Here is a 16,654-nt window from a genome sequence, read left to right on the forward strand (position 1 = left end):
TCGCCTACTCGCATTTTTGTTAGTAGATCGGCACGCCAATCTGAATGACTCTGGCTGCGTGAACCAAGACATGCAGCAATAGAGGACAATCCAGAGATGAAGAAGCCATCCTCCAAAATCCGAGAAGAGATCGCGAAACTCCAGGAGCAGCTCAAGCACGCGGAGACAAGAGAGGCAGAGCGCATTGGCCGCATTGCACTCAGGGCAGGGCTTGGTGAGATCGAGATCGATGAAGCGGACCTCCAGGTGGCGTTCGAGGATCTGGCGAAACGCTTTCGCGAAGGCAAGCCCGGCACGAGCGGGAGGAAAGGGGCAGGTGAAAGCAACACGGGCGGCGGGCAGTCCGAAACGGTCGCGTCTGGTGCGGCTTCGGGCGGCACTGCTGAGGCTTGAGCGCATGAGCAGGAGCGTAACATCTGACGCCCGGAAGAAGGACACGCGCGACAAGATCGAACTTGGTGGCCTGATCGTCAAAGCCGGCCTTCGCTTCGAGAAGCGCGCCCTTCTGCTCGGCGCGTTGATGGACTTGCAGCAGCGGCTGAAGTCGGACGACAGAGAACGGACACGGTTGACGGCAATCGGGACGAAGGCGTTCGGCAATGAAGGTGAATAGGATCGTTCTCGTCCTTTTGCCCGTGGCCATGATGGTAGCGACCGTGTTCGCGATGACCGGGATCGAGAGCTGGCTTGCCGGGTTCGGAAAATCAGATGCGGCAAAGCTTGCTCTGGGACGGGCAGGGATCGCTGCACCCTACATGACGGCGGCTGCGCTCGGCCTGATTTTCCTGTTTGCGGCGGCCGGCTCTGCAAGCATTCGCGCCGCAGGCGTTGGTGCTGCAATCGGAAATGCCGCGGTCTTCCTGATAGCTTGCTTGCGGGAAGGCGTGCGCTTGGCAGAGCTCTCCTCTCAGGTGCCGGCGGGAAGATCCGCGCTCTCCTATCTCGATCCATCGACCATGATTGGCGCGGCCGCAGCAATGATGTCCGGCTGCTTTGCGATCCGCGTTGCGATGGTCGGCAATGCCGCCTTCGCGCGTCCTACGCCGAGACGTATTGCCGGCAAGCGTGCCCTGCACGGCGAGGCCGACTGGATGAAGCTTGCCGAAGCGGAGAAGCTCTTCCCAGGCTCTGGCGGGATCGTGGTCGGCGAGCGTTATCGTGTTGACCGCGACAGTGTCGCCGGTGTCTCGTTCCGTGCCGATGCCAGCGAGACCTGGGGCGCCGGCGGCAAGTCTCCGCTGCTCTGCTTCGACGGCTCGTTTGGCTCCTCGCACGGCATCGTCTTTGCCGGATCGGGCGGTTTCAAAACGACCTCCGTGACGATCCCGACAGCGTTGAAGTGGGGCGGATCGCTCATCGTACTCGACCCCTCGAGCGAGGTCGCGCCCATGGTCTCGGACCATCGGGAAAAGGCGGGCCGGCGTGTCAGGATCCTCGATCCACGCAAACCCGCGACAGGCTTCAACGCGCTTGACTGGGTTGGCCAGTATGGCGGTACGAAGGAGGAGGACATTGCCTCGGTCGCGTCATGGATCATGAGCGACAGCGGTCGCGCGAGTGGCGTCCGCGACGACTTCTTCCGTGCCTCCGGCCTGCAGCTCCTGACGGCGATCATTGCCGATGTCTGCCTGTCCGGTCACACACCGACGGAGAAGCAGACGCTGCGCCAGGTCCGCGAGAATCTTTCCGAACCCGAGCCGAAGCTTCGGCAGCGCCTGCAGGATATCTACGACAATTCGGGATCGGACTTCGTGAAAGAGAACGTCGCCGCTTTCGTCAACATGACGCCGGAAACCTTCTCCGGTGTCTATGCCAATGCCATCAAGGAAACGCATTGGCTCTCGTATCAGAACTACGCAGCGCTCGTGTCCGGTTCAACGTTCCGGACGGAGGATATTGCTTCCGGCAAAACCGACGTGTTCATCAACATCGACCTGAAGACGCTGGAGACCCATGCCGGGCTGGCACGTGTCGTAATCGGCTCGTTCCTCAACGCGATCTACAATCGCGATGGCACCATGGACGGTCGGGCCCTGTTCCTGCTCGATGAGGTCGCTCGTCTCGGCTACATGCGCATTCTGGAGACCGCGCGGGACGCGGGTCGGAAATACGGTGTCACGCTAACGATGATCTATCAGTCGATCGGCCAGCTGCGCGAAACCTATGGCGGGCGTGACGCGTCCAGCAAGTGGTTCGAGAGTGCGAGTTGGATCAGTTTCGCCGCCATAAACGATCCGGAGACCGCAGACTACATCTCACGTCGATGCGGCATGACGACGGTCGAAATCGATCAGGTCAGCCGCAGCTTCCAATCCCGCGGGTCGTCGCGGACGCGGTCGAAGCAGCTGGCCGCCCGGCCGCTCATCCAGCCACACGAAGTGCTTCGAATGCGCGCCGACGAGCAGATCGTGTTCACGGCAGGCAACGCGCCGTTGAGGTGCGGCCGCGCCATCTGGCTCCGGCGGAAAGATATGACAGCCTGCATTAAGGAGAGCAGGTTTTGGCGGCGCGAAGCGCCTGCAGACGAACAATGAAGAGCATCGGAGAAATCAGCATAGCGACGACCGACAGGGTGTGATTTCGGGAATTCTCGTCATGCTTCGGTCGGATACCGGGCAGCCGCAGGAGGCTTAGCATAGCGCCGCGTAAGCGGAAGCCGGGACCGACTGCCCCCGACCGGGGCATTCCGCTTCAGACGGTCGCTTACTCGCCGGAGACATCCTCTGTCAGTCCGTCGAAAACCTCCATCATCGCGTTGGTTATGGCTTGGCCAAGAGCATTGCCAGCCATGCGGACGTCGTCTTCAGAACCATCGCGAGCAGCACGGGCAAGTTCAAACCCCTGATCCGCGACAATCTGCTTGGCCACTTCGATGGCCCATAGGCCAAAATCGCCGCGGTTGTCGATCTGGATAGCGTCGTCCATCTGCTCCTCCTGAAGTTGGCAGGCGGCTTCATTCCATAGACGTTACCCAATGACAAGCGCGAGGTACTGATGTTGGCCAGGTTGCCATTTCAACAGATGGAGGACTGCCGTTGTCCACCGAGACATCACGAAATTGAATCGATTGCGTCTGAACGATTCAAAACTCTCGTTGGACGGGAAGCGTTGGAGACAGGATCATGCCGGCATGATCACCCAGCCTTACCATCTCTACGTCGAGAGAACGGACGCCACAAAAAACATGGCCCGTTTCTATGCGATGGCCATCGAGCCCAACCTGTTCGGCGAAGCGTGCCTGACACGATGTTGGGGACGTATCGGAACGAACGGCCAGACCATGAGTCATCATTTCGAAACCGAGCGAGAGGCCGTGGCCCTCTTCCTCGATCTCCTCCGGCAGAAGAAGCGCCGCGGCTACTCAGCAACTGTCCGTCAATCATGCCCCGATGTGCGGTAGATGGCGCCGGAATTGGAGTGACAGGCATGGAAAACGCATCAGATAATGTTGTGCATGGGCAAATGCGGAGCGTCATAAATTAATCCTGTCGCTGATGTTCGCAGTTCCTCCAGCTGTCTCTGTTTCGGCTGAGGACAACGTTTATGCGTCCGGGGCCACATCGAAGGTGAGCGGGGTCTTCCAAAAATGTGCCACTGGCACGCGCCAAGCATGCGTCGTCGACGGAGACACGATCTGGTTAAGTGGCCAGAATATTCGTGTCGCGGATATCGACACACCAGAGGTGAGTGAGCCGAAATGCTCGTCTGAACTGGTTCTTGGGAAACTCGCCATGGACAGAATGCTTGAACTCATCAACGAAGGTTCGTTCGACCTCAAAGGATGGCCGGCTCGGGACACCGACCACTATGGGCGCAAGCTTCGCGTGCTGGTTCGCGACGGTCGGAGCCTCGGCGATGTCATGGTTTCAGAAGGTCTCGCCAGGACATGGAGCGGGCGGCGAGAACCTTGGTGTTGAGCTGTAGATACCGGCCCGGCGAACCGGGCCGGTATGGCGTTTAACGCCGTCGGTTCCAGTCGGTCACGAAATTGATCTCGACCTCGACGAAGAACGGGATCTTGATCGCGATTTTCAAACCGAGCTTGCCCTTGCGGAAGAAGTGAAAGATCACCCTGGCGAGGATGCGAAGGCGGCGGCCGGTCGCCTTGAGGAATTTGGCGAGTTGTTGCATTTGGTTTCTCCTGTCGATTGCGTTTCGTCGCGGGGATGAAATGCGGATCGGGAAGGAGTGCTGCACCGGAACGGCCGAAGCGCAGCGCAGGACCTGAGGACGGCTGAATTTTGGGCCGCGAGGAGCCGCAGGCGGGGAAAATTCTGACGGCGTGAGGTTGCGGCGGGACGCACGATCCGCATCATTCCCAATGTCGATAAAACGGGATCGCCAGGGAAGTGGAACAGATCGACGCCGAAGTCACGCGGGCGATGACAGCCACCTCAGAAGGGCGGCTCTGCTTCTAGAAGGCCATCCATCTAGGCAGCCTCGATGGCCAGTTCCGCTTGGGCGATTTCGAGCTCGGCCTGGATTTGACGGTGCTCGGCGCCATCGACAGCGTTGCGCAGCTCGGCCCGCAGTTCTTCGATCTGGATTTCGAGTTCGTAGGTCATCTTCGTCTCCTTGACGTTTGTGAAAGATGACCGACCGGTCCGAGAAGGGGATGCGGGGGTCACGGATCGCGCCAGCGACCGGCAGAGCCGGGGAGTGGGGGAGCCGAGTTGCGCAATCTGCCCTTGAGGGCAGGTGGAGCAAATTGGGGGAACCGCTCATCCTTGAGGCCGGCATTGCCGCTTGGCACAATCCTGCATTTTGAGCAGCTTCTCCCCCTCACCGCAGACCACCAAAAAAGCCGGACCTGGCTCGATGCCAGATCCGGCTTTGATCTCTCGACGGGAGAGAAGGCCCCGCCGGTGGCGGAGCCTCGTGATCCTGATCAGTCCCGGTTCGGGCGGGACCAGATGAGTTGGAGACCATCCTCGCCTTCGACCTCGGCGAGTGTCGCGTAGATCGGAGCCGGGAAGCTCGGATCGTCAAGCTTGACCGAGAGGTAGTCGCGGCCCTCACCGGAGGTCTTCTGCCAGGCCGCGCCGAGTTCAACGCTACCGGCGTAGACGCGGAACTGCGGGCCCTTGTCGGAGGGGTTTTCGACCCGGGCTATGCGGGCCTTGACGTTGAGAGCGAGCGTGCGGATGGAGCCGGTGAAGCCGTTTTCGGTGGAGGTGAATGTGCCGATGGTTGCCATTGTCGTATTCCTTTTCTCGTGTTCGGGCCGCGCCCATCGCGGCCTCGATAGCTGTCGACAAGACCGGAGACGATCGGACCGCACCCAATAGGGCCGGAATGAAATGGAGGGCGGCAAGTCGCAGATTTGTTAGCGGGAGAGGAGGAGGGCGCAGCCTTCCGGGGTAAGAAATCTGAGCCTTGTCGTTGCGAGAAGACGATCGAGGCGCAGCCGGTCTCCGGTCAGACATGCCTCATCGAGCCCGCAGATGGGCTGCCTGAAACTCTGACGTGAGAAATATGGAAATGGTGTTCCGCCGCACTCGCCCGGGCACGAATGTTCTTGCGCCATCCCCCACTTCTGCCGTCGTTGCTTGTTTCAGTCGGGGACTGGAAGCCCTCACATGGTAGACCCGCTTGCCCAGCTTACACTGTGCGATATCGTTGCACTCGCGAATCGCAGCCTGGAGGATCAATGCGCCAGCAGACAAAGCCGTTCATCATTGAGCGCAAGCCATCCCGCAAACCCAAACCCGACGCTCAAAAACCGTCAATCTGGGGAAGGCTGGGCGGTGACATCGCACAAGGTCTCAAGGACGAACGGGATGAGGAGCACGCGGTCGCCACAGGTGGTGACAACCGCGACTGAGCGTCAGGCCGCAGCCTTCACCTCCGATTCCGGCTGTAGGGAATGCAGGAAACTCACCGCGCGCTGCGCATGGGCTGCCGCCTGGAAGATCGCCCGCTTGTCGTTGGCCAGCACCGATAGCCAGGACTGCAGGTAGGACGCGTGATCGGGCCGCGGCTCGAGCTCTGGCGCAATGCCGAGATCGGCGCAAAGGAAGCAACTTCCAAGCTCGGCAATCAGTTCTTCGCGGGCGCGGTCCGTCCGGTCCTTGGTATAGCGCGAGAGATCACGTCCGACGCGATGCGCCGCCGCTGTCCAATGGGTCAGCTCATGGCTGAGGACGGCCGCGTGCCCAGCAGCATCGCGAAACGCCTCGAAGGGCGGCATTTGGATGTAATCCATGATCGGCGAATAATAGGCCTGGTTGCCGCCGTATCGGATCACGGCGCCGGTGTTGCGGAAGAAGCGATCGGCGCTCTCTATTCGCTCGACAGGATCCCGGACCTTGGCCGGCGGCGCATAATACGTGTCGGGCAGATCGTCGATCTGCTCGATATTGAACACAGAATAGGCCTTCAGGAACGGGATCTCTCGATCGACATCATTGCCGTTTCCGTCGGCCACCGACTTGGTGAACCTGCTGGCGAAGACGACTGTCGAGCCCGTTTCGCCTTTCCGCACGGCCCCGCCCAGTTCCAGCGCCTGTTTGAAGGTCATCCACATCGAGGAGGAGAAACCGCGCGAAACCTGCTCCGACCACAGGAGCAGCACGTTCATACCAGAGTATGGCAGGCCGTTATGGCGCATTGGCCGAGTGATGCGCCCATCGGTGCTGGCTGCACTCCATGGTTTCATCCAGGGGCGCACGCCCTGTTCGAGATCCTCTACGATCCGTTCGGTGATCCGCGTATAGATGTCGATGCGATCGTTATCCGTTTTCCTGCCCATGACTTCTTTCTCCATTTCTCAGAACCGCGCCTTTCGCGGTCCGTCACGGAGGTCTGAAGTCAGGGGCCGATGGTGCGCCCATGCACCGGAACGGCCGCAACAGCGTGGAGGACGGCGAAGCCGTTGCTTGGGTGCCCGGCTCCTGCAGGACCGCCGAGCGGGACGGGCCGCGAAAGGCACGTCTCCAGCTTTACTTTCGACAAGGAAAAGGCCGGCGCTGTCTGGCGCCGGCCCCGGGGAGGAGAAAGGGGCGGGGTCATCACCGCCGGTGGTGTTATCCGAGAGCCGCCATCTGCGCTTCGGCAGCCTTACGATCAAGAGAGGCGCCGGGGTTCTCGACCGGCCGGTCGAAGGGCTTCCAGGTCTCGCCGACCACATGCTCGTAGGCGGCAACCGCGCCTTCGGCTGCCATTCGGAGCGAGTGGGACTGGACGCCCATGTCGGCTGCGAACTCGCGCTTGCGCTGGGCCGCGCTGTCATAGCCGACCGGACCGTCTAGGTCCTCATCGCGGGCGTCGTTCGACGCCTTGGCGGTCGCGTCGCGCGCCTCGGTGACGGCGCGGGAGTAAAACTGCCCGGCGCCATGCGCGGATCCGACGAAGGCTCCGACGATACGCTGCAGATGGATCTGCATGGCCTTCTCGCCGATGCCATCGGAGAGGCTCTCGGCGGTCTCGACGATCAGCCGCTCATGCAGGCTACGGATGCCATCGCTGTCGACGATTGCCGTGCCGAAGCTTGTCGCGATCTTATACGCCTGGATTGCATCGGGGCAGGAGAGGCGGACCATTTCGAGGGTGGTACCGCGGCGAGATTGCGAGACCCGTGGGTTGGAGCGGTTGGGGGTGGCGGGCTTGGCCATGTCTGTTCCTTACTTGGCTTGCGAAGCGGTTCCGGCCCGTGCCGGTCTGCCCTTCGATGCGGGCGACCAGGAACCGGCAAAGGGCGGGCGGCTTCAAAGGTCCGATCCGGCTGAGCCAGCGGGGCAGGGTTGCGAGCCAGCAGGTCTTGACCTGAGCAGACCGCGAGCCTGCCCTCGCGCAGAGAGGCTGGATCGGCCGCCACGCGGCGCGACAGCGGCCTTGAAACGATCGGCCGCCGGTTCAGACCGCAGCGACAAAGAAGGGCAGTCCGGCTCGGGTCCGATATCAGACGCAAGCATCGGAATGGCGACATGGCCAAATCCGCCACACCCTGGCTAACTCCGGAGATGCATGGGGGTGAAGAGCCACCTCGCAGCCCATTCCACGTCGGTTCCACCTATCCCGCGAGAGGCAAAACAGGCGCGTGTCCGTGAAGCTCGTGCTCATCGATGATCTGCTCTTGCACCACCAGCCTGCATGTGAGCGTGTCGAGTTCGCTCCACCGCTCGAAGGCCAGGCGCTCGACAAGCTCCTGATGATAGAGACGGCGACCGGATCGCCGGCGCGCCCGGCTCCTGGTCTTCACCGTGATCGCCTGCCGTCCGGCCCGCGCCGCAATCTGGCGGGTCAGACAATCCAGATGCCGCAGGGTCTCACGCCGGGCACTGACTGCCGTCGCCAGCGATCTCGATGCGAGGACATCAATCATTACCCGATCCCCCGGCTTCGCCAGCCGAGGAATGAGGATGGCCCATGATATTCGGCATGACGGTCGGGATCGATCACAAATCCGAACCTACCGCGCCTGGCATATTCGTCGCTCGGCACAAGGAAGCGACGTTCATTATCCCAGGCCTTTCGGTCACCCGCCCCTCTATCACCGGCGACGACCGCCACGACCTCAGTCATTCCGGGGTTCTTATCGGAGAAGATTGCCGAGGTGACGACATAGTCTGACGCATGACGTTCATCGAACGCCCGGCGATCCTTGGCCCAGCTCTCACCCTCAGCCAGCTTGCAGCTGCGGATCGCCTCCCATTCATCCGGCCAGGTATTGCGGATGGTCTTATTCGCCAGGGACCGCTCATAGGCAGTGAAGAGGTCAGGGAAGGTGATGGCGACGATCGCCCATTCGCAGTCTTCCTCGTACCAAGTGGTGTTCTTCCGCAGCAGCGGATGGACTTTGGAATTGCGGTCGGAAGAGAGGTGAAAGCCGCCGTGGCCGGCCGTACTGTGGGCGACAACGCCTTCGGCGTAGACGACCGCCATCTGTGAACCGCCCCAGGGCGTGCTCGCCGACATGCGGGTCTGCACGCGGTTGAGCTTGGCCAGATCGTGTTTATGACCGGCCGTCTCGGCGACGCGCATTCGAAACTCGGCCTCATTGGCCACCCGGCCGTCGTGGCCGATAAAATCGGCGCGCGTCAGCTCTGCGAGCGGGCGACCGAGAGCGATGGCACTTGCGAGATAGGCGAACTTGCTGTTCGACGTGACCATGGCAAGGACCAGATCATCGATGCGAGCGACGGGCATGCCATCGGCGCTGGTGGCAAACTCCACCCCCGAAAGATCGGGGGTGGGTGCTGCGATCTTCGACGTGAGGGCGGCAGTCATGCTGCTGCCCTCTGATCGAAGTCCTGGTCGCGCTCGTCATCGGCTGCGACGTCTGTATCCTGCAGAGCATCGTGATCTGCATCCTCGTCGATCTGCTCTTCCTGTTCATCAGCTGGGTCCTCAGCTTGTCCGCCGTCGCCCCCGCCCGCGCCGATGACATCCGTAGCGGAGCTTGCCCGGATCCAGTCGAGCAGCTCGTCGCCCGGCGGTGCGAAGCGGCCGGATGGATGGACGAAGTGCTCGTTTGCGAAATGCTCCACAAGCGCTGCACGGGTTTCGCGGACCTTCTGCCGCGGCTGGACCGATGCCTCGGCGCAAGACGCTTCCAGTGCCTGCCGCGACAGGCACAAGAGGAAGTCCTCGGAACCCATGTTCGGCAGGAATTCGTCGGCGCCGATCGCCTCGCCGGCGATGCGCGCGACCATGCCGCTGTTCGACATGCCACGGCGGCACGAGAGCACATCGATCAGCACAGAGCGAACGGCGACCCGGAGCGTATCCTGATCGAAAGCGAGCTTTCCATGCTCGTCGAACAGGCCGACCGCATGCCGCGAGAAGCGCTTTCCGCCATAGAACGTCCCGTCGGCGCCGGAGTCGACGCGAACGTTTTGCCCGGCGAAGGCCAGCACCATCAGCGCCATCAGCATGCCGTCCTCGATCGGAGCGCGGCCGAGCGCGTCGTGCAGCGCATCGGTGCGGAAATCACCGATCATGTCGTGACCCTTCTGGGTCACATCGGGCCGGACCTTCGGTGTGGCGATTGCATCAGCTTCATCACCACCAGTGGCCGATCCATTACCACCGGCGCCCTTCGGCTTCGCCGCCTCGGGCATGCGGAAGTGAACCGCCTGCACCTTGCCATCGCGATCGAGATACATCGCCTGATGGTCGGACTTTGACGGCTTGCCGTAGACCTGGGAGGCTTTCTTCGGCAGCTCCGGCTGGCCCCAGTTGTTGACGTCAACGATCGCACCGTTCTTCGGCAGATTGTTAATCATCCACTCGTGCTGGGCACCGAGGAACCCTTCGACGTTCGTGGTGTAGCGACCATCCTGATCGGCCGGCGCGAAGAGGTCCTCGACCCATTCGATACCGTAGGCCTGAGCGAGATCGTCGCCGAAGCTCGCATCTCTCGCGTACATCCGCTTCTTGGTCAGCGCGTTGGCGATCTGCCACCAGGGCGCAGTGTCGCCCTTCTTCGGCTTATGCGCTTTCCAGACCTCCATCTGGTCGACCTGGACGGCGGCGGCAATCACACGCAGTTGCTGCTCTGACGGCATGTCGCCGAGCGCCATCTGCTCGAGCATGGCCGGAAACACATTGGCGAGCAGGCGCAGCTTGCGGATCTGGCGGACGGGAAGGGCGAGAGCAACGGCGATCGCTTCCTCCGTCCAGCCGAGAGCGACGAGCCGTTCGATGCCGCGCCATTGATCAACCGGGTTGAGCGCTTCGCGGACGCTGTTTTCGACCATGGAACGCATCGCACCATTGTCGCTGGCGGCGTCTACGACGAGGATTTCGATCTCCTCTAGACCAGCGGCGATGGCCAGCCGGACACGGCGATGGCCGGCGTCGATGATATAGCCGTTGCCACCATCGGTTTCCGGCGCGACGACGGGTGGCTGGACGATGCCGACGGCCTTGATTGTCGCCAGCATCAGCGCATCCGCCTGCGGCGAAGACTTAGACTGACGCATCCGGTCGGGGTTTTCCTTCAGGGCGCGCGGGTCAACCTTCATGATCTGCATGGTATATGTCCTTTCAGGAGCGTTCCGGACCGGCGCCTTGCCAGCCCTTCCTGTCTTCATTTTTCTCGAAGACACCTCCCGGACCGGCGATCGGCCGGACTGGCGCAACTGCGACCGAGCATCCCTGCGGCGAAGGACAAGCGGGGCTGACAGCCCTGCGAAGGACAAGTGGCCGGGATGGCGCAGGTGGCGGTTGAGCGACAGCGGCGGCAGGACGGCAGATCGGCGACCGGTTCCTTCCTCCTCCCTCTCGTCCGTTTCTCTCTTGCAAAACCGCCGCGCACACGCTGCGGCCAGAACAGTACGTGAAAACCTCGGCTGGAAGCAGAAACGCAAAAAGGGCGCTCGACCCGCGAGGGGAGCGCCCTTTTTCTTATCCCGGACGACATCGAAAGCCACCGCAAGAACGGCGGCAGGACATCATCTGAACGGGAAGTGAACCTCAGATATTATCGGGGTTGAGGAATTTCAAGCATCGGCCTGTCATCTGGTCAAAGCCTTGACGAGTGTGGAGCCCAGGCGACAAGAGCGGCCTGGGCTTACGAGTGTCATGCGGCGATCTGGTCCGCTTCGGTCATGGCAGAGGCCGCCAGTTCTTCCTCGATCTCGCGAAGTTGCTTCCTTTTTGCGCCAAGCTCCTCAGCGAACTGGAAGGTAGCGCCGATGCGTGATTGATACGAATTCAGCCGGCGTTCGGCCTCTTCGAGCCGCCGGCGATACTGGCGCTGCTCCTCGTCAAAGCCATCAAGCCCATGCTCCAAACGTGAGATCGCGCCAAGGGGCGTCACCGTAATCGCGAGGTCGATCTCGTAAACAGCCCCGGTACGCTGGAGCACGGTCTCGTAGCGATAGCCGTCACCCTTGCCGACGCGCTCGCCCTCGTAAACAAGGTCGAACCCGCTGATCGTGGCCAGATGCACCTCGCCCTGCTCCTGACGTTGGAGCAAGGTCAGGATTTCCTTCATCAACGCGCGACCGGCTTCCTTGCGCTCGGCATGTTCTTTGCCGAGCACCGTCATGGTAAAGGCGTCGCCTGTGGTCGACTGTAGCCGCGCGATGTCCTGGCCGATTTCGTCGATCCGCCGGGTTGAGACCTCGATCTCGCGCTCGGCGTCGCGCATCTGCCGGCGGACGGCGTATTGATCGTCCTCGTGGGCCGCCCGCAGCCGTTCCAGTCGTGCAATGTCGGCCTCAAGCCCAGCCTTCTGCATCAACCGTTCATCGCCAGAAGCGATGGCTTTGGCCATGGCGAATTGGTTAGCCGCGCCTTCACCGACATCTTCCAGTCTGCGGATCGAGGTGTCGCCGGACAGCGCTGCGGCGATGAACCGTGCCTTGCGCTCGTTGTTCTGCCACATCGAAGCGTCGAGCGATCCTTCCGTGGCGTAGGCGAAGATATCGACCTCTTCGTGCTGATTGCCCTGCCGTACGATCCGGCCCTCGCGCTGCTCGATCTGCGACGGCAGCCATGGGACATCGAGATGGTGGAGGGCCTTGAGCCTCAGCTGGGCGTTGACGCCGGTGCCCATCGTCTCCGAAGAGCCGATGAGAAACCGGACCTTGCCGGCACGGACATCGCCGAAGAGCCGCTGCTTGGCCTCGGCCTTTTTATAGTCCTGCATAAACGCGATCTGCGCGGCGGGCACGCCGAGCTTGATCAGCTCGTCGCGGATAAAGCGATAAGCCGAGAAGCCACGCGATTTTTCGACATTGATCGTGCCGAGATCGGAAAAGATCATCTGGGCGGCACCCGGCAGATCGAAGTCTTTTCCGTCGGGGCGGCGATAAATGGCGTTGCCGGTTTGCTTCCATATCCTGTGGGCATTGCGGACGAGTAGATTTAGCTTGTTGCCCGCCTCGTTCTCGGCCGCCGGCATGACGAAGCGAAGATCGATGGCGGCGTGGCGCCCATCGGTGATGACCGAAAGCAGAATATCGTCCCCCGGCTTGGCTGGTCCTTCCCGCTTCTCGATCGCCTTGATCCGGCCTTCGAGCATCTTCTGATAGGTCTTGAACAGCGACGTCGGCTTGGCTGTCAGGATCTGACGTCGGCCGCTCGAGATGTTGGGGACTTTGACAATTTGCCGGAGATCGTCCGGCATGACGACGTCGGCGAAGGAGCGGAACATGGCGATCAGCTCCGGGACATTGACAAAGCTGGCGAAGCGGCTGACCGGCTTGTATTTGCCGGATGGCTGGATCTCGAGTTCCGTCGCCGTATCGCCAAAGCAGGATGCCCAGGCGTCAAACTCATGCAGTCCGCGCTCGGCAAGCGCGGAATGGCCGAGCAGGCGCTGGATCGAGAACATCTCGCCGAGCGTGTTGGTGATCGGCGTGCCGGATGCAAGGACCAGCGCCCGGCCGGGATTCCGTGTTTCGATATAGCGGGATTTGACATAGAGATCCCAGGCACGCTGCGAGCCGTTCGGGTCGATGCCCTTCAACGTCGACATGTTAGTGGCAAACGAGAGCTTTCGAAATTCCTGCGCCTCGTCTACGACGATTTGATCGACACCGATCTCAGAGATGGTGAGAAGATCGTCCTTGCGGGTGGCGAGACCTTCCAGGCGCTCCTGCAGACCTTCCTTCAGCCGCTCAAGGCGCTTGCGCGAGACGCGGTCCTCGCTATCGACCTTGGCCAGCAGATCCTCATAGAGCTGCAGCTCGTCCTGGATCATCTCCTGTTCGAATACCGATGGAACGGCGATGAAGCGGAAAGCGGAATGGGTGATGATGATCGCATCCCAGGTGGCGGTCGCCGCCCGAGACAGGAAGCGAGCACGCTTGTCCTTGGTGAAGTTCGTCTCGTCGGCAACCAGGATCCGCGCATTCGGGTAGAGCGCCAGAAATTCACGCGCTGCCTGCGCCAGGCAATGGCCCGGCACTACCAGCATCGCCTTCGCGATCAGGCCGAGCCGGCGCTGTTCCATGATGGCGGCCGCCATGGTTATCGTCTTGCCGGCGCCAACGGCATGGGCGAGATAGGTGGAGCCATCGGCGATAATGCGCCAGATGCCGCGTTTCTGGTGCCCATACAAAACAAAGGCGCCAGAGGCGCCGGGAAGTTTGAGATGCGAGCCGTCGAATTTCCGCAGCGCAATATTGTTGAAGCGGTCATTGTAATCTCGGGCCAGCCGGTCGGTACGGTCAGGATCGGTCCAGACCCAGTCCTGAAACGCCTGCTTGATCCTCTGCAGTTTGTCGCGGGCGGCCTCGGTATCGACGACATTGAGGACGCGCCGCTCGCCATCGACATCCTTGAACACGTCGAATATCTGCGGGACGCGGCTGTTGAGTGCATCGGCGAGCAGATCGCCGGCATGGCGGCGGCTGGTGCCCCATTCGGATGTACCGGCGGCGCTATAGCCGAGCTGCCGCGCTTCGACCGTCCAGGAGCCGAGCTCCGGCATGTGATGGATGCGGATATCGGCTTCCATCTTCTCCTTCACGAAAGCCACGATATCGGCGACCGGGATCGACGGCGCGCCAAGACGCGCTGTGATGTCGGAGGGGCGAAGGTCGGCCGGCTGGACATCCTGGAGGGCGCGGACATTGCGCTCGTAGGCCGCATCAAGCGCGGCCGCAGCCTGGGCGGCCGCGAGCTTGGTGCGGACGGCCCCTGAGAGATATCCGTCAGCCGTCTTCCACGATCCATCGGCGGGATCGCGGAACACGGCCTCGCCCAGCTCGTCGATCACATCAGCCGGATCGCTATGGAGCAGCTCAGCGATATGGTCGATATCGACGGCGCCGCGTTCATTCAGCACGACGGCGAGTGCATCCGCGGGAGATGTCATCGTCGGGGCAGCCGGCGGCGCGATCACGCGTTCGGAAAAGATCAGACCGGGCTTCGCCGTGTCGGTCTCCAGATCATAATCTTCGATCGAGGCGACCAGCCAGCAATCCGGATCATCGCGGAAGGGAGCCAAGTTCGGCTGGCGGTGGGTCTCCTTGACCTCACCCGTCTCGGCATCTTCCTGGATAGAGACTGTTGTGTGGTTGATCGGCCCGAAATCGCGCACAAAACTAGACCAGGCAATGCGCAATCGCACCTGGAGATCGCGCCATGGCCGATCGGTCTCCTGCGCCTTCAGCACCTCGCGAACCGCGTCGCGGATAGGGATCAGCTTTGAGATGATCCGAACGTGTTTTGCCGGGATCCCATCGCCCGAGCGACCTCTCCGGACCGTGACCGGCACGGCCGATCCATCGAGCATCTGCATCAAACCCTTCGACCGGTCAAAGAAGAAGCTGCCTTCACGGATAGCGCTGCCCTTCGGCTGCAAATCGACGATCTCGGCGAGTTCGTCCTCCAGTTCGATATCGATCGGTGTCGGCTCGCCGTCATAGAGATCGGACGGCAGGAGATCGATGGCAGTGGCAAGGGCGGTTTCGAGATCCTCTCCATCGCGTGGGCGGCATGTGTAGGTCTCGCCGAACGGGCCGGAGGTCAGCGCGTGGGTGCCGAGCACAAAGTCCGGATGCCGACCAAACCAGCGATTGACCCTGATGGCACCGTCGTCGTCGGTGGCCGCCCTGATCTCATCGACATCGAGCCACAGCTGATTTCCCTCCGGCTCTCCGGGCTTCCGCTTGCGGAAGAAGAGGATGTCGACGACGACATCCGTGCCGGCGTCACAGCGAAAGCTGCCCTCGGGCAGACGGATGGCGGCGATCAGGTCGGCGGATTTGGCGATATGCTCCCGCGCCGTGGTATCGGCCTTATCCATGGTGCCATGCGATGTGACGAAGGCGGCGAGCGCACCGGGCTTCAGCAGGTCAATCGATCGGGCGATGAAATAGTCGTGCAAACGAAGGCCGAGCGATCGGTAAGCGCGGTCCGAGCGGACGGTGCGATCGGAGAAGGGCGGATTGCCGATGGCGAGATCGTAGATTGGAGCCAGATCGGTACGGGCGAAGTCGCCGTTGATGATCCGCGCCTTCGGCTGAAGCAGGCGGGCGATGCGGGCGGTGACCGGATCGAGCTCGATCCCGGTCACATAGGCGACGTCGCGATACGGCTTCGGCATCAGGGCAGGGAACAACCCCGTGCCGATTCCCGGCTCTAGCAGCCGACCACCGCGCCAGCCGAGTTTTTCGATCCCGGCCCAGATCGCCCGGATGATGAACTCCGGCGTGAAATGCGCATATTGGGTGCAGCGGGCAAGCGACGCGTAATCGCTTTCGCAAACCGCGGTCTCGAGCGAAGAACCAATATCGTCCCAACCCTTTCGGAAATCGACCTCGCCCGGCCGACGGAACATACTATTGGCCAGTTCGCTGGCACCAAAGCCGGTGAAGCGGATCAACTGCGCCTGTTCCTTTGCCGTCGCGGGCCGGTCCTGCTTGGTAATGCCGTCGGCGACGAGGATCGCTGCGACATTGGCGCGGGCGCGATCCCTCCAGGAGAAGGCGAGCCCCCGGTCGCCGTCGAGATAGAAGTTTGCCCGAAGCCTCGCACGCTGGACAGGCGTGGCCGCGACGGGAAGGGCAGGTGCTGGCGCCGGCGGCACGGGATCCGGATCGTCGTCATTGGCGGCATCAGGCGAAAACCTGCCGAACGCTGTCACGCCAAGTCCGAGGCCGGACGAAAGCGCGCTCGAGCCGAACATGTCGAGCGAAAAGGGATCGTTGCTCATGAGAAAAGCTCCTTTGGGTTGAGAGCGTGCGCCATCGCT

At 61.9% G+C, this 16,654-nt stretch carries 16 protein-coding genes; 6 read left to right on the forward strand and 10 right to left on the reverse strand.

The features are described 5' to 3' along the window. Positions 1 to 96: 96 nt before the first annotated feature. The 3 genes from traC to traG are packed head-to-tail and all read left to right on the forward strand — an operon-like array spanning position 97 to position 2,534. Complete coding sequence (gene traC / locus SJY08_RS22720; protein ID WP_377278938.1) at positions 97 to 393, forward strand: conjugal transfer protein TraC; 297 nt, start codon at positions 97 to 99, stop codon at positions 391 to 393. A gap of 4 nt (positions 394 to 397) precedes the next feature. Continuing rightward, entirely contained in the window at positions 398 to 613 is a 216-nt protein-coding gene (gene traD, locus SJY08_RS22725; protein ID WP_377278940.1) for a type IV conjugative transfer system coupling protein TraD, read from the forward strand. Further along, positions 600 to 2,534 carry a Ti-type conjugative transfer system protein TraG gene (traG, locus tag SJY08_RS22730; protein ID WP_377278942.1) on the forward strand — a complete coding sequence of 645 codons (1,935 nt, stop codon included), beginning with the start codon at positions 600 to 602 and terminating at the stop codon, positions 2,532 to 2,534. Before traD ends, traG begins: the two co-directional genes overlap by 14 nt. Before the next feature lie 169 nt (positions 2,535 to 2,703). Here traG and SJY08_RS22735 read toward each other — a convergent pair whose 3' ends face one another. Next, complete coding sequence (locus SJY08_RS22735) at positions 2,704 to 2,925, reverse strand: hypothetical protein (protein ID WP_377278944.1); 222 nt, start codon at positions 2,923 to 2,925, stop codon at positions 2,704 to 2,706. 205 nt (positions 2,926 to 3,130) lie between these two features. Here SJY08_RS22735 and SJY08_RS22740 point away from each other — a divergent pair, with 205 nt between their 5' ends. Further along, complete coding sequence (locus SJY08_RS22740; RefSeq protein WP_377278946.1) at positions 3,131 to 3,400, forward strand: WGR domain-containing protein; 270 nt, start codon at positions 3,131 to 3,133, stop codon at positions 3,398 to 3,400. A 94-nt stretch (positions 3,401 to 3,494) separates the two neighbouring features. Then, the gene (locus SJY08_RS22745; RefSeq protein WP_377278948.1) at positions 3,495 to 3,917 is read left to right on the forward strand and encodes a thermonuclease family protein; all 423 of its coding nucleotides are present in this window, start codon (positions 3,495 to 3,497) and stop codon (positions 3,915 to 3,917) included. A 40-nt stretch (positions 3,918 to 3,957) separates the two neighbouring features. Here the strand turns inward: SJY08_RS22745 and SJY08_RS22750 are convergent, their stop codons facing one another. From SJY08_RS22750 to SJY08_RS22760, 3 genes are all read right to left on the reverse strand, one after another. Next, positions 3,958 to 4,131, reverse strand: a complete 174-nt coding sequence (locus tag SJY08_RS22750; protein WP_377278950.1) for a hypothetical protein — start codon at positions 4,129 to 4,131, stop codon at positions 3,958 to 3,960. A 299-nt stretch (positions 4,132 to 4,430) separates the two neighbouring features. Next, entirely contained in the window at positions 4,431 to 4,565 is a 135-nt protein-coding gene (locus SJY08_RS22755) for a hypothetical protein (RefSeq protein WP_377278952.1), read from the reverse strand. Positions 4,566 to 4,888: 323 nt separating this feature from the next. Further along, complete coding sequence (locus SJY08_RS22760) at positions 4,889 to 5,197, reverse strand: DUF736 domain-containing protein (protein WP_003585013.1); 309 nt, start codon at positions 5,195 to 5,197, stop codon at positions 4,889 to 4,891. A gap of 453 nt (positions 5,198 to 5,650) precedes the next feature. Here SJY08_RS22760 and SJY08_RS22765 point away from each other — a divergent pair, with 453 nt between their 5' ends. Further along, positions 5,651 to 5,824 (forward strand): hypothetical protein, encoded by a 174-nt coding sequence (locus SJY08_RS22765; protein ID WP_168169002.1) that lies wholly within the window; start codon positions 5,651 to 5,653, stop codon positions 5,822 to 5,824. 3 nt (positions 5,825 to 5,827) lie between these two features. Here SJY08_RS22765 and SJY08_RS22770 read toward each other — a convergent pair whose 3' ends face one another. The 6 genes from SJY08_RS22770 to SJY08_RS22795 form a co-directional block, all read right to left on the reverse strand. Beyond that, positions 5,828 to 6,751: an ArdC family protein gene (locus tag SJY08_RS22770; RefSeq protein ID WP_377278956.1), complete on the reverse strand. Its 924-nt coding sequence runs from the start codon at positions 6,749 to 6,751 to the stop codon at positions 5,828 to 5,830. 274 nt (positions 6,752 to 7,025) lie between these two features. After that, the gene (locus tag SJY08_RS22775; protein WP_377278958.1) at positions 7,026 to 7,613 is read right to left on the reverse strand and encodes a hypothetical protein; all 588 of its coding nucleotides are present in this window, start codon (positions 7,611 to 7,613) and stop codon (positions 7,026 to 7,028) included. Positions 7,614 to 8,011: 398 nt separating this feature from the next. After that, positions 8,012 to 8,323, reverse strand: a complete 312-nt coding sequence (locus SJY08_RS22780) for a hypothetical protein (RefSeq protein WP_113376162.1) — start codon at positions 8,321 to 8,323, stop codon at positions 8,012 to 8,014. Beyond that, positions 8,323 to 9,228, reverse strand: a complete 906-nt coding sequence (locus tag SJY08_RS22785; protein WP_377278960.1) for a DUF7007 domain-containing protein — start codon at positions 9,226 to 9,228, stop codon at positions 8,323 to 8,325. Before SJY08_RS22785 ends, SJY08_RS22780 begins: the two co-directional genes overlap by 1 nt. Beyond that, positions 9,225 to 10,976, reverse strand: coding sequence for a ParB N-terminal domain-containing protein (locus tag SJY08_RS22790; RefSeq protein WP_377278962.1), 1,752 nt, complete (start codon positions 10,974 to 10,976; stop codon positions 9,225 to 9,227). The genes SJY08_RS22785 and SJY08_RS22790 overlap by 4 nt, the downstream gene beginning before the upstream one ends. Before the next feature lie 548 nt (positions 10,977 to 11,524). Next, the gene (locus tag SJY08_RS22795) at positions 11,525 to 16,615 is read right to left on the reverse strand and encodes a DEAD/DEAH box helicase family protein (RefSeq protein ID WP_377278964.1); all 5,091 of its coding nucleotides are present in this window, start codon (positions 16,613 to 16,615) and stop codon (positions 11,525 to 11,527) included. Positions 16,616 to 16,654 lie beyond the last annotated feature (39 nt).

The organism is Rhizobium sp. R86522 (assembly GCF_042466255.1).
In the GTDB taxonomy this organism is placed as follows: Bacteria; Pseudomonadota; Alphaproteobacteria; order Rhizobiales; family Rhizobiaceae; genus Allorhizobium.

What these genes read in the sequence shown, in the direction of transcription:
- traC (WP_377278938.1), top strand. Translation starts at nt 97, where the DNA reads ATGAAGAAGCCATCCTCCAAAATCCGAGAAGAGATCGCGAAACTCCAG.
- traD (WP_377278940.1), top strand. Translation starts at nt 398, where the DNA reads ATGAGCAGGAGCGTAACATCTGACGCCCGGAAGAAGGACACGCGCGAC.
- traG (WP_377278942.1), top strand. Translation starts at nt 600, where the DNA reads ATGAAGGTGAATAGGATCGTTCTCGTCCTTTTGCCCGTGGCCATGATG.
- SJY08_RS22735 (WP_377278944.1), bottom strand. Translation starts at nt 2,925, where the DNA reads ATGGACGACGCTATCCAGATCGACAACCGCGGCGATTTTGGCCTATGG.
- SJY08_RS22740 (WP_377278946.1), top strand. Translation starts at nt 3,131, where the DNA reads ATGATCACCCAGCCTTACCATCTCTACGTCGAGAGAACGGACGCCACA.
- SJY08_RS22745 (WP_377278948.1), top strand. Translation starts at nt 3,495, where the DNA reads ATGTTCGCAGTTCCTCCAGCTGTCTCTGTTTCGGCTGAGGACAACGTT.
- SJY08_RS22750 (WP_377278950.1), bottom strand. Translation starts at nt 4,131, where the DNA reads ATGCAACAACTCGCCAAATTCCTCAAGGCGACCGGCCGCCGCCTTCGC.
- SJY08_RS22755 (WP_377278952.1), bottom strand. Translation starts at nt 4,565, where the DNA reads ATGACCTACGAACTCGAAATCCAGATCGAAGAACTGCGGGCCGAGCTG.
- SJY08_RS22760 (WP_003585013.1), bottom strand. Translation starts at nt 5,197, where the DNA reads ATGGCAACCATCGGCACATTCACCTCCACCGAAAACGGCTTCACCGGC.
- SJY08_RS22765 (WP_168169002.1), top strand. Translation starts at nt 5,651, where the DNA reads ATGCGCCAGCAGACAAAGCCGTTCATCATTGAGCGCAAGCCATCCCGC.
- SJY08_RS22770 (WP_377278956.1), bottom strand. Translation starts at nt 6,751, where the DNA reads ATGGGCAGGAAAACGGATAACGATCGCATCGACATCTATACGCGGATC.
- SJY08_RS22775 (WP_377278958.1), bottom strand. Translation starts at nt 7,613, where the DNA reads ATGGCCAAGCCCGCCACCCCCAACCGCTCCAACCCACGGGTCTCGCAA.
- SJY08_RS22780 (WP_113376162.1), bottom strand. Translation starts at nt 8,323, where the DNA reads ATGATTGATGTCCTCGCATCGAGATCGCTGGCGACGGCAGTCAGTGCC.
- SJY08_RS22785 (WP_377278960.1), bottom strand. Translation starts at nt 9,228, where the DNA reads ATGACTGCCGCCCTCACGTCGAAGATCGCAGCACCCACCCCCGATCTT.
- SJY08_RS22790 (WP_377278962.1), bottom strand. Translation starts at nt 10,976, where the DNA reads ATGCAGATCATGAAGGTTGACCCGCGCGCCCTGAAGGAAAACCCCGAC.
- SJY08_RS22795 (WP_377278964.1), bottom strand. Translation starts at nt 16,615, where the DNA reads ATGAGCAACGATCCCTTTTCGCTCGACATGTTCGGCTCGAGCGCGCTT.